Source organism: Paenibacillus sp. PL91 (genome assembly GCF_012935325.2).
GTDB lineage: Bacteria > Bacillota > Bacilli > Paenibacillales > Paenibacillaceae > Pristimantibacillus.
Genome location: NZ_JABBYG020000042.1, coordinates 1 through 13,571 on the forward strand (window position 1 = coordinate 1; position 13,571 = coordinate 13,571).

16 protein-coding genes are annotated in these 13,571 nt (G+C 39.0%); 12 read left to right on the forward strand and 4 right to left on the reverse strand.

What is annotated here, in order from left to right; all coding sequences use genetic code 11:
* The first annotated feature begins 640 nt into the window (after positions 1 to 640).
* The gene (locus HI950_RS34805; RefSeq protein WP_169091567.1) at positions 641 to 1,204 is read left to right on the forward strand and encodes a DUF4362 domain-containing protein; all 564 of its coding nucleotides are present in this window, start codon (positions 641 to 643) and stop codon (positions 1,202 to 1,204) included.
* A 412-nt stretch (positions 1,205 to 1,616) separates the two neighbouring features.
* Here HI950_RS34805 and HI950_RS34810 read toward each other — a convergent pair whose 3' ends face one another.
* Positions 1,617 to 1,847 (reverse strand): hypothetical protein, encoded by a 231-nt coding sequence (locus HI950_RS34810; RefSeq protein ID WP_169091569.1) that lies wholly within the window; start codon positions 1,845 to 1,847, stop codon positions 1,617 to 1,619.
* Between the two features lie 227 nt (positions 1,848 to 2,074).
* On the opposite strand from HI950_RS34810, the gene HI950_RS34815 reads away from it, so the two are divergent.
* Both HI950_RS34815 and HI950_RS37235 read left to right on the forward strand, forming a co-directional pair.
* On the forward strand, positions 2,075 to 2,410 hold the full coding sequence (locus tag HI950_RS34815; protein ID WP_169091571.1) for a hypothetical protein: 336 nt from the start codon (positions 2,075 to 2,077) through the stop codon (positions 2,408 to 2,410).
* 26 nt (positions 2,411 to 2,436) lie between these two features.
* Positions 2,437 to 2,601, forward strand: coding sequence for a matrixin family metalloprotease (locus tag HI950_RS37235; protein ID WP_169091573.1), 165 nt, complete (start codon positions 2,437 to 2,439; stop codon positions 2,599 to 2,601).
* 795 nt (positions 2,602 to 3,396) lie between these two features.
* On the opposite strand, the gene HI950_RS34825 is transcribed toward HI950_RS37235, so the two are convergent.
* Positions 3,397 to 4,800, reverse strand: a complete 1,404-nt coding sequence (locus HI950_RS34825; RefSeq protein ID WP_169091575.1) for an MFS transporter — start codon at positions 4,798 to 4,800, stop codon at positions 3,397 to 3,399.
* 258 nt (positions 4,801 to 5,058) lie between these two features.
* Positions 5,059 to 5,592, reverse strand: a complete 534-nt coding sequence (locus HI950_RS34830) for a YbhB/YbcL family Raf kinase inhibitor-like protein (RefSeq protein ID WP_169091577.1) — start codon at positions 5,590 to 5,592, stop codon at positions 5,059 to 5,061.
* A gap of 179 nt (positions 5,593 to 5,771) precedes the next feature.
* On the opposite strand from HI950_RS34830, the gene HI950_RS34835 reads away from it, so the two are divergent.
* The 5 genes from HI950_RS34835 (at position 5,772) to HI950_RS34855 (ending at position 8,749) form a co-directional block, all read left to right on the forward strand.
* Positions 5,772 to 6,437 (forward strand): GntR family transcriptional regulator, encoded by a 666-nt coding sequence (locus tag HI950_RS34835; RefSeq protein WP_169091579.1) that lies wholly within the window; start codon positions 5,772 to 5,774, stop codon positions 6,435 to 6,437.
* 751 nt (positions 6,438 to 7,188) lie between these two features.
* Positions 7,189 to 7,425 carry an LmrA/YxaF family transcription factor gene (locus HI950_RS34840; RefSeq protein WP_187768221.1) on the forward strand — a complete coding sequence of 79 codons (237 nt, stop codon included), beginning with the start codon at positions 7,189 to 7,191 and terminating at the stop codon, positions 7,423 to 7,425.
* A 274-nt stretch (positions 7,426 to 7,699) separates the two neighbouring features.
* Positions 7,700 to 7,888: a hypothetical protein gene (locus HI950_RS34845; protein WP_169091581.1), complete on the forward strand. Its 189-nt coding sequence runs from the start codon at positions 7,700 to 7,702 to the stop codon at positions 7,886 to 7,888.
* Complete coding sequence (locus tag HI950_RS34850; RefSeq protein ID WP_169091583.1) at positions 7,866 to 8,258, forward strand: hypothetical protein; 393 nt, start codon at positions 7,866 to 7,868, stop codon at positions 8,256 to 8,258. Before HI950_RS34845 ends, HI950_RS34850 begins: the two co-directional genes overlap by 23 nt.
* An 83-nt stretch (positions 8,259 to 8,341) precedes the next feature.
* Entirely contained in the window at positions 8,342 to 8,749 is a 408-nt protein-coding gene (locus tag HI950_RS34855; RefSeq protein ID WP_169091584.1) for a DUF4362 domain-containing protein, read from the forward strand.
* 187 nt (positions 8,750 to 8,936) lie between these two features.
* Here the strand turns inward: HI950_RS34855 and HI950_RS34860 are convergent, their stop codons facing one another.
* Positions 8,937 to 9,140, reverse strand: a complete 204-nt coding sequence (locus HI950_RS34860) for a stalk domain-containing protein (RefSeq protein ID WP_169091586.1) — start codon at positions 9,138 to 9,140, stop codon at positions 8,937 to 8,939.
* Positions 9,141 to 9,536: 396 nt separating this feature from the next.
* Here HI950_RS34860 and HI950_RS34865 point away from each other — a divergent pair, with 396 nt between their 5' ends.
* The 4 genes from HI950_RS34865 to HI950_RS34880 all read left to right on the forward strand — a co-directional run.
* Positions 9,537 to 10,925, forward strand: a complete 1,389-nt coding sequence (locus HI950_RS34865) for a UDP-N-acetylmuramoyl-tripeptide--D-alanyl-D-alanine ligase (RefSeq protein WP_169091588.1) — start codon at positions 9,537 to 9,539, stop codon at positions 10,923 to 10,925.
* A 166-nt stretch (positions 10,926 to 11,091) separates the two neighbouring features.
* Positions 11,092 to 12,384: an aspartate aminotransferase type Ic gene (locus tag HI950_RS34870; RefSeq protein ID WP_169091590.1), complete on the forward strand. Its 1,293-nt coding sequence runs from the start codon at positions 11,092 to 11,094 to the stop codon at positions 12,382 to 12,384.
* A 192-nt stretch (positions 12,385 to 12,576) separates the two neighbouring features.
* The gene (locus tag HI950_RS34875; RefSeq protein WP_169091592.1) at positions 12,577 to 13,056 is read left to right on the forward strand and encodes a hypothetical protein; all 480 of its coding nucleotides are present in this window, start codon (positions 12,577 to 12,579) and stop codon (positions 13,054 to 13,056) included.
* A gap of 289 nt (positions 13,057 to 13,345) precedes the next feature.
* Positions 13,346 to 13,571: site-specific integrase (locus tag HI950_RS34880; RefSeq protein WP_169091595.1), on the forward strand; the 226-nt coding region annotated here is incomplete at its 3' end.

A 13,571-nucleotide genomic window follows, 5' to 3' on the forward strand; every position in this document is an offset into this window, starting at 1 on the left:
CTTGATCCAAGGTGACGAAATCCTGCGAATGAGTGAGTATATGTGAGATAAATTCTTAAAACCGAGGGACGGGTAACTATAGCTTAACAATCAACAGAACGAGGCTGCCGGCATGAAACGGCAGCCTCATTAAGCTAACGGGCAGGATAGTTGAACAATTATCCAAAATTGGAACTTTCAAATATTGACATCGTATTAAAACCAATTTTCGATGAACGACTTTTAGGAGGAGATTGGAATGAATAAGTATGTTGGTTATATCGTAGCCAGTTGTTTAGCGATACTAGTACCGTTGATTGGGATACTATACGTCTATTGGGATGCGAGCCTACCGAAAACAGGACCTATTGGTAACGGTACACCAGCAACCTTTACCCCGCTCAACTGCTTGTAAACTTTGGTGTAATGCTTACAGGTGTTATCAATCTAGTTGTTGCGATAAAAACATATTTAGAATATAAAAATCCAAAAGAAAAAGAAAACAAAAGCCTTGATGACTGAACAATTGGTGCAAAAATTCATTAAGCTAACGGGGAACGTTGACTCAATACAACACGACGGCAGCTGCAGAAACAACAGCGCATGTGCGACTGAAACAATCGTACTCGCTGAAACGTTCTTAAATGTGAGGTGATAATACATGATCAAATGGGTGTTAACATTAGCGGCTGCATTGGTGCTGCTATCGGGCTGCAGTGAGAAGTCGGGCAGACCTAGTGACAATACGACCAATCCTTCCACTGCTCCTGCACCGGGGGAGACGGTTACGCCGCCAATGAAGCCGAAAGCGTTCCCCGCTGTGTCTGACCCTTATGATGCTGACCAAGCAGCAGCGAATGGCGATGTCGTGAACGTTCACGGGAAGATGTACAATCTCGACAAGTGGAATCTGTTTCTGGCGAATCTCGACGTAGGCGTGCCGAATCAGGTGCGTATTACGCAGTATACGGTTGAAGGTGACCCGATCTTCTATGAGCTGATCTATGATGGGGCTGAGGCGATTGCGTATACGTACGACAACTCGAGGGACGGGTTTGGCAGCGATGCAGGTCGTCCGAGCACGGTGTGCCGAGGTATTGAGCTCGAGGAGAACAAGGAGTTCGGCTCCCATTACAAGCTAACCGGATGTGATAATGAAACCAGTAATACGTTCTGGTTCACGAACATAGAGGCGGAGGCGGAAGCCGAGCAGGGCAGCCAATAACCACAATAATACACATAACTACGCCGATAGTTCAGAATTAACCGCTCAGTAATAGGGGCGGTTTTTCCTATTGCACGAAAATCAAGAATAACAGAGCCTTTAAATTGAACATTGAGGTAGTCCGTCAAATATCTATTTGATCATATACCCTTCCTTCATTAAGCTAACGGGACACGATAGTTGAAAAACACACATGATGAGCAGGCGCTACGGTGACCTGCTCATCTTATTATTAAGCTAACGGGTAACTAATGTTTAAAGGTATAACCAGGAAAGACTCGATGTTCATCCACTTTAAGTGAAGTCCCCCCATATTTTTTCACTAAGTATTCCATCGTATTGAAAGCCCCTTTTTTGATTACAGTAAGATCCCAATAATCTAGAGTAGTGTCTTCTGACCAAGTTTGTACTCCTACTCTACCTCAAACTCATTAGGCTGTCCTTGTGCTACCTTTATAGGTCTTATATCTATAATTTGTGTGGACAACATTGTTGGACCCATTGAGAAATGCATTTCTTTTAACGTGTTAACATCCATGTCGCTAGTAACCGATTTTTTAATGAGGTCTTCAAATCCATAATCGATTCCAGCCATAAACACCTGAACAGTATTATTTATTGCTGTTATATCAAATTGAGACATATCAGGCTTTTCATATTTAAAACCACAAAAACGTCCGAAGATAACATTATTTAATACCCATCTATGTATAAAAATGGTGCTATATCACCACTAACTCATTAGGTAATATTAACTATGTAAAAATCTGGATTTCACGTTACTATTTATTGGAAGATGAAGCGCTTCATTGTAAATCGTTGTTCCATTTTTTTGTTTCATAGTGATACAATTCGAAAAGAGAAAGGATAATGAAAATGAAGATGAAAAAGATGTTATTATCAACATTGCTTTTAGCCTTTGTAGTTGCTCCAACAAATGCATTTGCGTATACGTATTCGGATAGTGGCTTACCCTTTACGGATAAAGACTTTACTTATTATTCAATTTTAACTACTAATTATATTGGCCCTGCAACATCGGCAATGGCTGGTTGGGATCTTGCGGTAGAAGCAACTTATACTGCTATAACTACTGCGAATTATGAAATTCATTTATCAGATGATCTTTACGGAAATACCGATTGGAATGCAATTACAAGCCACCATCATTTGAGTTTTGAAATAATGATTATTTTGATCAGGTAAAAGCAAATCGTACTCACATGGGAAGTATGGATACTGCAACGAGAAAAGGTGTTTTTTCTCATGAATTAGGACATGTTTTTGGTTTAGGTCATGTTACCGATCCATATGCAGTAATGTGTACTTCAGCGGATGGCAGGATTGTTACAAGCCCACAAGATGATGATATAGACGGCGTGAACTCGCTATACTAATAAGGAGGTAGGTGTAGACTTAAAACAAAGTTTGATAATTTGGAATAAAGATTGATAATATTTCCATTACACTTCCGCAATAAATCAAATCTTGTTGTAGACTACAAAAAATAAAATATTAGACTGTCGGTGCTTCATTAAACTAACGGTCAGGATAGCTTAAGATCATTCGCTGGAACAGGATCACAATTACTGTTTTAAAAAAGCATAGTAAACATGGAAACCGGAAAAAACCGCCCTCTTCATTCGCTTATTTGTCGAGGGCGGTCAATGTTTTATATGAATCTAAGAGGCGGCCGGATAAGTTTTACCGAAACGCCAAAGGCAGGTTTATGGTCCAAGCTAATAAACTTCATTGGTCAGATTCACTTCGAAATCATGTAGAAAGCAGACCCGTCGATACGGAAGAGTCCTCCAGTTGTATAAAGTATTATCATTTAAAGAATGAGGAGTTGTCGCGGGTTAAATATGATCGTCCATATCAATCTGGTCCCATTGAAAGTTGCTATGTCGCAGCTTATTTATTTAATAAGTGCAAGTTCTTGTCCCGAGTCAGAGGACAAGAACTTGTTCATATTACTGATCAAAAACGATCTAAAGAGGTCCGCGTAATAAGTATGATTCTCATGAACAGCATAAAACCTGAGAGTTATATATTCTCAGCTAGAAGAAGGTCTCTGGTCTCTTATTAACTTTAAATGAACTGGCATGCAGATTTTTTTGATTAAGCAGGCTAGCTTTTGATTTTTGATGTTATCAAACCCGATCTGACCTAGCATTTCTATATTACCGTTACTAAGTAACTGGTTCACTATTCATCTTTTCGTCCTTAGCCATTTTACCTGTACGCCCAAATTGGGCATAATATAATGCAGCTACGACAACGATAAGAATGGGAAGTGTCAGGAAAATATTGCTATATACGAAAGTCGCACTGTTTTGTGGTATCGGATTTAAGCGAATGGTCGATGTGCCCAGATCTAGTATCTTGCCGATAACAGCTGTTGATGTAGCCGTAGCAATAAAAGTGACCATCGAGAATAATCCCATCCCTACGCCAATATTCTCTTTTGAGAGTGTACGTGAAACAGTGTTTGACATTGCAATTTGCATGAACGATTGACCAAGAATACCGAAAATGAGAAAGATCGCAATAAATACTGGCGACATACCAACGACTGAAGACAAAGAGATGAAACCGATAATAAGAAGTGCAGCTGCAGTAAACACAAGGAAACGATCTCCCTTTTCATCTGCTAATTTACCGCCTCGTCGACCCAAAAGCGCGGCCATTAAAGACGACGGCAACATAACTATTCCGATGAAAACCGGTGACAAGTGGTTTACAGAAGAAAGTAGCTGAGGTGTGATGAATGGAAAGGCAAAGCCAATCCCGATCATGACGAAAGTAATAATTAGACCGAATGAAAACGGTTTGTTTCGAAATATGGCCGGGTTTATGAATGGGTTTGGAGTATAGCGTATACGTAGTAAGAAAAAAATGAAAGTAAGAGTCCCCCCTAAGGCAAGCCAAACACTTCCGCTTGTTAAAGCCAGTAACAAAATGGCTACGGTACCGGCCAGAAGTACTCCGCCAATATAATCCATTTTTCTGGAAACTCCCTTTTCATCATCTAAATATTTCCGATACATCGGCAACGTAAGTAATGATAAAAGCGAGATTACAAATAGTACCCGCCAGTTCCATGTACTGCTTACCACGCCGGCAATGATCGGACCAATGGCCAAACCGAGTGAAAATCCGATTGCAACGGTACCCAATGCACGACCGCGCCTTTCAGATGTAAAGTAACGAACTGGTACAATCATAGAAATCGCCGGAATGACCGATGCACCAGCTGCCTGTACAATTCGCCCCACAATGACCAACCAATATTCACTAGCCCCTAAGCCGATGACAGACCCAATTGCAAAAAGTAGTAGACCAAACGTCAACAAATTCTTCAAGCTGTATCTGTCTGTCAATTTACCGTAAGTTACCGAGCCAATTGCGTACACAATCATATAGCCTGTGATGATCCAACTCGCTTGCGATGAAGAAATTTGAAATTGTTTACTGATATTAGGGAGTACAATATTAAACATGGTTGCATTCATGACGGATATTATGAGTGTAAAGACAAGTAAACCAAGTAATAACTCTCCTTTATTACTTTGAACGCTATGATTGGTTTGCATTGGAATGCCTCATTTCTATAGGATAAAACTGTATTGATGAAATAACGAGCCTGGATTCCTTTGATGATAAATGTTTCACCTGATTAAGCCGACAAGGTAATGTTTTAAATACTTCGCTGGCAGAGATGCTCAACGCTAATTTACTGAAAGTCCTCAATTAAGAGGACTTTTCAGTTTTTCTGGATATATTTTAAATTTCACTTTATTTTTAATCTTGCTCCCACAGCCGCAAATGATGGTATGCTTCAACATCTTGGTTTACTTGATTTCCCCTGTTGCCATGAGAACCGCTCTCCCCAGCATATGACTCAGCATGGTGAATCCAAGGAGAGCTGGCGTGGAATTAGGGGCGACACTGATATTTTCGACGTCCAGCGCATGAACAACAAAATAATATCGATGAGGACCGTGTCCCGCAGGAGGCGCCGCACCGATAAAGCGTTCGAGTCTCAAATCATTCGGTAGTTGCAGGGAGCCTTGAGGCAAACCGCTGGAATGCTCGTCGCCTGCGCCTGTGGGTAGCTCGGTAACGCTGGCAGGGATATTGATAACGGCCCAGTGCCACAACCCCGATCCAGTTGGGGCGTCCGGATCATATGCAGTTACGACAAAACTCTTTGTCCCGTCGGGTGCACCCGACCACTTCAAATGGGGCGAGAGATCTTTACTTCCCTCTAGTGTTGACATCTCCGAATAATGCTGGGCCGGTAGAGGATGTCCCTCCACAATGTCATTGCTCTCCAAATGAAAGACTGCTACTTCTGGCAATTTGGAAAATGGATTGTTGTTCATTGTAAATTACCTCCTTTTATTTTCATTTTCGATAATACATTAAATAATCGATTCTGTAAATGATAATCGTTTTAATAATTTATTATCGAATTTAATGTTTGTTTTTTATTGATATCGGTGTAAACTATCTAAATACAATTACGTATAATTATAATGTGCATGAAGGAAGGTGCTGCTTCATGGCCAAAAGGAATGGTTCGTCCACCTTAAGCGAGAATGTCAGGAAGAAACTACAATCCGATATTTTGACTGGACAATATGAACCAGGCTCTCCATTAAAAGTTTCGGAATTAGCTAAAGGTTTCGAAGTCTCAGTTGCCGTTGTTCGCGAAGCGTTGACGCGATTGGCGACTCAGGGTCTGGTACAGCAAAATCCTAACCACGGATTTTCAGTAAAGACGGCGTCGGAAGAAGAACTGAACAACATCGTGCAAGCGAGGTTAATCAATGAATCTGAAGCTTTACGCCTATCCATCGCCTATGGTGATCTCACATGGGAATCCAATGTAATTGCCTTGCATCACAAGCTATCGCAAACGGCTGAGTACAAGGAAGTGAATGAAAAGCTTGTCGTCCGCGAAGAATGGTCTGAGATTCATCGTCAATTTCATTACGAGCTTATTGCCGCATGCCCTAATCCCGTTCTCTTGGATATCTGCAGCAACCTTTGGGATTTGAGCGAATTTTATCGACATTGTTCACCCCTGAAACAGCAAGTTCGCGATGGAGTCGCTGAACATAAGGCATTAACGGATGCCGTTCTTAGCCGCGATGGTGAACGTGCTACACAGATCTTTAGAGCACATATCCAACTAACCGCAGAGGTCTTATTTGACAACCAATAAGTTGTTTATAAGATTCAAAAGTTTACGTCGAAACTTATCGGTTACCTGGGAAATTGGATAGGGACGGGGATACTTAATATTCGCCAGTAGCGATTTCTTGGTTAATCTTTGAGTTCTAATGAGGAGGATCGTTCAACGCATCAAGGAGTAGTTTAAAATGGAAATAGTACCATTTCTCATTGAATTTCCGGCTACTTTAGCGGAGATAATTCACCTAAAGCTCACTAAGGAACTTTGCATGACTGCATAAATAACTCTCAGGAACGGGTTAACGCCTGTTCCTTTTTCAATTTTCGACAAGATAGAACCTTAAGCTTAACTGAATAGCAAATCGACATGATTGGTTCTTGTTGTTTCAACTAACGTAGAAAGTATAAATGCTGACTAGTTATGAAGGAGTGTAGGTGACATTTTGGTAAAAAACTTGGTGTCAATGTACAAACCTGTCGTAGGACAAGAACTTGTACCGATCTCCGATTAGATATACATTAAATTATTTAGGCATCTTTACTACTTTCCATGAATCTAATGGCAGATTAGCGAAATCAAAGTACCACCGAGTCATGTATTATAGAAATCATTAAAGTTAGCTTTTAAGTGTAACTAATTATCTTACATTACTTGCAAGTATAAACCGATCGGTTATTTCTTTCCCGGAGGAAAAGAGGAAATGGCCGCCGAGATCCTCGTACACGTAGATATGTGGTTCGAATGCAACGTGTTTGAGCCGCTCTAACGAGACGAACCCCATATGGCTATTCAAAAAATGTGGCGCGAGGTCGATGCTTATTTTCAATCGGGCCAACGGATTTGTCTCGTAGGTGCTTTTGCTCTCGACGAGACTCGGGACAGGTATGCTGCGATGGTTTGTCAATATTTCAAAAGATGGATCAACGCTTTATGTGCAGCACTTGTTCGTGCGGGAGTGTCAATTGAAACCGCTACTGCAATTTCGGAGGAAGCGATTGGCGGGATTCAGGGCGGTTAACTCTCGCTAGAGCGCTCAATGATAAGGCGATTTTTGAACGTACCATCGCAAGTCTCGCCGAGCAAGTGGCGAAGTGTACTCAGGTGGGCTCCTCTTCGAGTTAAGTGCCTCGGAAGAGGTTAGAAACTGTAATGAGTAGCTACAAGTAATTAAGCTATCGTTAAGTTCAGTTTTTATCAAACTTTATTTTAAAAATACTTGGTCTCCTTAACGAAAAACCAAGGGTATGTAGATTTGAAATTATCAAACTTTATTATAAAGCTACAGTAGGAGTATGAATACAATATTAAGAAAAAAGGGAAGTAAAATTTCCTTAGTTATTATGTTAGCAGTTCTAGTGGGTTATATCTTTATTAACAATGCTGTAAACTCAAATGCTAAAACCAAAGAACATGATGTGGTTTCCTACCATGGTGATTTAGCGGTTAGCTACACTTCTGTTGAAGAATTATGCAATTTATGAAATAGTGGTGAATAGTTCAAATTCTTTCGAATTTAAAGATATTGTTTCCACACTTTCAAACTCAAAGGTCACTAAAGTATATAAGGGCAATAATACACCTGGTGTGAAAATTCTAGAAACAGGTGGTATACTAGAGGATATAGAGTATCAGTTTGATGATTCTCCTGTATTAAAAGCTGGAGATAAAGCAATTGTCTTTCTAAAGAAGTATGAAGGACCTATTATCGAAGCTCAGGGCGGATTTGTTGTTTCTGGTGTTTTTCAAGGGAAATTTGATATTGACAAAACAACTGGTTTAATAAAGCCAAATGAACACAAGAAGGGTAAGTTATCTAGTGTGAAATCTGTCTCAGAACTAATAGTGAAATAAAATCAGAGATAGAACGTTTAAGTTGATTCTTAAGCGTTCTATCTCATTTTAAATTTTAAATACTTTAAAAAAGGAGCATTTTTATGAATTTATTAAAAGTTGTATTGCTAATTTCGCTTATTATCACAACAGTTGGTTGTGCAAAAACTTTGAATTCAAAAGATGCTGCAAAAAAGGGATATGTAGTATATGTTAATTCGAATATTCAGAACTATGAACTATTGGAGGGATTTATCAGTGATTTAGAAAATGGTAAAAGTGCGGATGTCAAAATAGCAAAATATACAGATGAAGGCGATCTAATTTTTCATAAACTTAGTTTTAATGAAAAGAGTATTAATTATTCCTATGATAGTAGTTCTGATGAAAATGGAAAAAAAGAGAAATTACAAACCACTTGTTCAGGGCCAATATTGAATGAGGGAAAGTATATTCTAACAGAATGTGCTGACGAAAGTATTGGTCAAAAATTCTTTGCAAAACAAAAATGATATAATATAGTGATCAGATTCCCTAATTGAAAACCTACGGAGGTGTCTAAATATCGTTAGTTGCAATCAAGAAGTGATTACCCATTTGTGTTTAAAAAAGGAAACTCAAAGTCGAAATATCATCTTTCTAAACAATCAAAGGCGTGATTCCAAAACTCTTTACTCCAACTGTCTGCGTTTTTTGATCCTAAGTGACATCTGCACATAGAGCCTTGGAAATAAAACTGATTGGTACCATAACCCGATTGTTAATCATTCTTGGTGCTACATCCGATGCAACGGTTTTACCATTTACAACTATTTTTATTGCACCGCTTGCGTAAGCTACTCCGAAAATCAAACTTACCGACAGAAGAGTACACAAAACGGTAAGAATTAATTTTTTATTCATTTACGAATTTTCCCTCCCATTCTAAAAATTAGATTTAATTTCTACAACTTATAGACGCAAGTTCATTAAAAGGTTACGTTAATCTAATTGGACACGGCGACAGCCGAATAACACAAATTGTTGAGCAAGCGTGACTATAAGCATCTAGACCATCTTTTATTACAGTTTGGTGTGTAGTCATTAACTTGAGTACAAAGATCTGCCATGATGGCAACACTTTGTTGCGCTAACGGGGCATGGTAGTTCAACAAAAACACGGAAGCAGCCGACCATAATGATCGGCTGCTTCATTACGCTAACTGGCAGTTTAGCACAATAACGTCGACAACGAACTTGGTGAAATTTTACAGAATATTGTGCCATAATATATTATGAAGGACCTAAAGGGGGGATTATGTGATCAAGCGTTCAATTGAGGAAATATTATCAATGATTGAAGGAAATGGAGTAACTGCATCTTTAAAATCTCCTGAAATTATAAACATCCAGGGGGTATCAATCGACTCGAGAACACTAAAGAAAGGTAATTTATTTGTCCCAATAGTGAGAATCGATGATGGCCACAAATATGTAAAGCAGGCATTTGATAATGGAGCGGTCGCTTCTTTGTGGCAAGCAGACCATTTACCACCTCCAGAAGGTTTACCACTCATAATTGTAGATGATACGTTAAAGGCTTTACAAAATATCGCGCAATCCTATCGAGAGCAATTAAACTGTAAAGTAATTGGAGTAACAGGGAGTAATGGAAAAACCACAGTTAAAGATATTGTAACTTCAATATTAAGTACAAAATATATAGTTCAAAAAACATATGGGAACTTAAATGGAGAGTATGGTCTCCCCTTAACGTTATTAGAAGTTGGAGAAGATACAGAGATTGTTGTTTTAGAAATGGGAATGAGTAATGTAGGAGAAATGAAAGTCCTATCTGAGATTGCGAAGCCCGATTTTGGAGTAATTACAATGATTGGTGTATCACACCTGTCGAGTCTTGGATCGAGGGAGGGAATTGCTTTAGCCAAGTTAGAATTACTTGAAGGTTTAAGCCCTAATGGATCAATTATTATCAATGGGGATGAACCATTACTCACTCAGGCACTCACGGAAAGGACGCTCCCTGAAACAACGTCGGTTGTTCGATTTGGAGAATCTCATACCAATGATTACTTTCCACTAACAATGGACCAGAATCAATCTAGCCTTTCTTTTACATTGAACAGGTATACTGATGAATTTTCTGTGCCTTTACTTGGAAGGCATAACATATTAAACGTTCTTGCTGCGATTGCTTTGGCAGATCGATTTCAAATCAATCAACAGGATATTCAGTCTGGACTTACTAATTTAGAGGTCACTGGAATGAGAATGGAACGGATCCCCAGCCCTAAAGGATTCTTAATTATTAACGATGCATGGAATGCAAGCCCTGTTTCGATGAAAGCAGCAATAGAGACAATTTCTAATCTAGATGGTTTTAATAAAAAGGTTTTGGTTTTAGGTGACATGTTGGAATTGGGAGATAAAGAAATTGAATTTCATGAAGAAATAGCTAAAAGTATTGATACATCAAAAATACACTCCGTATTTACTATTGGTAATTTAAGCAGAATTATATCTGATACACTTAGTGGTTCAGAGTTAGAAGGAGTAGTGAAGCATTTTACCTCAAAAGAAGATCTTGTATCTGAATGTAACCGAATAATAAAAAAAAATGATGTTATCTTAGTTAAAGGATCACGCGGTCTAAAGTTAGAGGAAATTTGTGATTTGTTATATAAATGAACAATTATAAATTCCCCGATTAAGCTAACGGGGAACGATAGTTGAATAACACACATGAAGAGCAGGCGCTACGGTGACCTGCTCATCTTATTAAGCTAACGGACAGTTATCTTCAACAGATATGGTATAATTTTATCAAAAAATTCTTTGATAGGAGAGTATGGGAATGGAAAATCATACTGATTACATCAGTGAAGATGTAAACGAATTGAACAAACATTATCTGATCATAAAAGAAAGATACGATGAGTATAAGAATCAGAACATGATATTGGATATGTCTAGAGGCAAACCATGTCCTGAACAACTTGATCTTTCCACTGAAATGCTCGATATCTTGATATCTGATGATCACTTAAAGGCAAAGGATGGTTCGGATTGTCGCAATTACGGAGGTATTGACGGAATTCCTGAAGCAAAAGAATTATTTTCTCAAATTCTTGAGGTTAGCACAAACGAAATCATTATTGGTGGCAATTCAAGCCTTAATATGATGTATGATACTATATCCAGAGCGATGCTTCATGGTGTTTACGGTAGCGGATCGCAATGGGGGAAGCTTCCAGCTATAAAATTTTTGTGCCCCAGTCCAGGTTATGACAGGCATTTTGCCATATGTGAGCTCTTAAATATAGAGATGATCGTAGTAGACATGTTGCAGAATGGACCAGATATGGATACGATCGAAAAGCTTGTCAGTGAAGATGATTCTATTAAAGGAATATGGTGTGTTCCTAAATACAGTAACCCTGACGGAATCACATACTCGGAAGAGACGGTATATAGACTTGCTCACATGAATACTAAAGCAAGGGACTTTAGAATTTTTTGGGATGATGCCTATACTGTTCACCATTTAACTAAACCCGATCAGTTGAAAAATATACTTGCGGCCTGTAAGGCAGCAGGAAATCCTGACCGTGTTTATATGTTCAGTTCTACCTCTAAGATTACTTTTCCTGGTTCTGGCATTGCAGTGTTAGCATCCAGCGAGGAGAACTTGAATTTTATACGGAAGCAGATTTCTATCCAGACAATTGGCCCCGACAAGATCAACCAACTTCGACATGTTCGTTTTCTAAAAAATATTGATAATTTAAAAGTTCATATGGAAAAGCACGCAGCTATAATAGAACCCAAATTTGATATGGTATTAAATAAGCTTGAATCAGAGTTAAGTGGAAAAAATATTGCGTCATGGAATAAACCGAACGGGGGTTATTTCATTAGCCTTAATACATTAGACGGTTGTGCTAAAGACGTAGTAAATATGGCAGCAGAAGTCGGTGTCACATTGACTAAGGCAGGGGCTACATTTCCTTATGGAAAAGATCCAAGGAATCGAAATATACGTATAGCCCCTACTTTTCCATCAGTTAAAGAGCTGGAAACAGCCATTGAAGTGTTATGTCTCTGCGTTCAATTGGTAAGCATAAAGAAGATTCTATCTGAAAGGTAATTAGTTTTTTATAATTGGTCAGAAAATTGTTCATTGAACTAACGGGAAACGATAGTTGAATAAAACAAATGGATGAGCAGGCGCTGCGGAGGCCTGCTCATTTTATTAAGCTAACGGGAAAGATAGTTCCAATTTATGGTATCTTACCAATAGGAATATTATGTACTTCGAATGGGAAAGGAGACTTATGGGATGAGAATGTATACAGACCCTAAAGGCGAAGCTTACGAGCAGGTAATAGATTTGGCGATATGGAACTCGGAATGTTTTGTGCTTAGGGGGGGAATTTCGGCTGATGTGGTACAGGGCCATTACACAAGCGTATTGGAAGCGCTGGATCCTTACCTGATCAAGACAATCGTAATCCAAGGCGATAATATGGATGAATTTACACAAATAAGAAATACCTATCGCAGTTATGCCTTTTACACCGCAGGAACCTACTATTTTTATAGATGCTGCGAAGAAAGCGGGAATCTACTGAAGCAAATGGCAAACCGCCTGTCGGATTGGATTTATCCTAGCCTGCCGGAAGACTTGTGTTTCTTGAAAGAAGGTGGCGGAGACTACCTTTACTCGGTTGTGCATGAACATATGTATGGTATTGATGTGACTGAGGAAGATGCAATTGAACTGATGGATCGAATTACAGGGCTATTTTTGGAGTATTAAAGGCTCATCAGGAATTGGATCGTCTGTTAGCATTAAGCATAAGCACCTGCGAATCTTGGACTTAGGAATGTGTATGATCAATAGGAAGCCTGATTTCGTCTATGTTATGAAGCAACTGAAATACATTAATGTGTCGCAGGATTCGTTATGGGAAATGATTGAATCAGAACAGTAGCTTAAATAACGGACAAATGCATTAAGCTAACGGGTAACGCTAGTTGAACCAATCGGTCTAAAACCTTCTATTAGAAGCAAACTAGAATTAATTGCTCTAATAGGAGGTTATATTATGAATTTAAGTGAACTTTGGCGTCATTATGAGGCGGACAAGCGAATCCAAGGGTTTAGTCCAAACACAATAAAAGCTTATGCCCTGCAGCTTAATATGCTGGATACGAATTTCGGAGATCTAAATATTTCTGAAATAACTCTGAATCTGCTTAAGGAATACCTAGCTAAGCATTCTGATCGATTGAAGCCAAGTAGTCTTGGGCACCGCATCCGTTTTGTACGTT

What these genes read in the sequence shown, in the direction of transcription:
- HI950_RS34805 (WP_169091567.1), top strand. Translation starts at nt 641, where the DNA reads ATGATCAAATGGGTGTTAACATTAGCGGCTGCATTGGTGCTGCTATCG.
- HI950_RS34810 (WP_169091569.1), bottom strand. Translation starts at nt 1,847, where the DNA reads ATGTCTCAATTTGATATAACAGCAATAAATAATACTGTTCAGGTGTTT.
- HI950_RS34815 (WP_169091571.1), top strand. Translation starts at nt 2,075, where the DNA reads ATGAAAATGAAGATGAAAAAGATGTTATTATCAACATTGCTTTTAGCC.
- HI950_RS37235 (WP_169091573.1), top strand. Translation starts at nt 2,437, where the DNA reads ATGGATACTGCAACGAGAAAAGGTGTTTTTTCTCATGAATTAGGACAT.
- HI950_RS34825 (WP_169091575.1), bottom strand. Translation starts at nt 4,800, where the DNA reads ATGCAAACCAATCATAGCGTTCAAAGTAATAAAGGAGAGTTATTACTT.
- HI950_RS34830 (WP_169091577.1), bottom strand. Translation starts at nt 5,592, where the DNA reads ATGAACAACAATCCATTTTCCAAATTGCCAGAAGTAGCAGTCTTTCAT.
- HI950_RS34835 (WP_169091579.1), top strand. Translation starts at nt 5,772, where the DNA reads ATGGCCAAAAGGAATGGTTCGTCCACCTTAAGCGAGAATGTCAGGAAG.
- HI950_RS34840 (WP_187768221.1), top strand. Translation starts at nt 7,189, where the DNA reads ATGGCTATTCAAAAAATGTGGCGCGAGGTCGATGCTTATTTTCAATCG.
- HI950_RS34845 (WP_169091581.1), top strand. Translation starts at nt 7,700, where the DNA reads ATGAATACAATATTAAGAAAAAAGGGAAGTAAAATTTCCTTAGTTATT.
- HI950_RS34855 (WP_169091584.1), top strand. Translation starts at nt 8,342, where the DNA reads ATGAATTTATTAAAAGTTGTATTGCTAATTTCGCTTATTATCACAACA.
- HI950_RS34860 (WP_169091586.1), bottom strand. Translation starts at nt 9,140, where the DNA reads ATGAATAAAAAATTAATTCTTACCGTTTTGTGTACTCTTCTGTCGGTA.
- HI950_RS34870 (WP_169091590.1), top strand. Translation starts at nt 11,092, where the DNA reads ATGGAAAATCATACTGATTACATCAGTGAAGATGTAAACGAATTGAAC.
- HI950_RS34875 (WP_169091592.1), top strand. Translation starts at nt 12,577, where the DNA reads ATGAGAATGTATACAGACCCTAAAGGCGAAGCTTACGAGCAGGTAATA.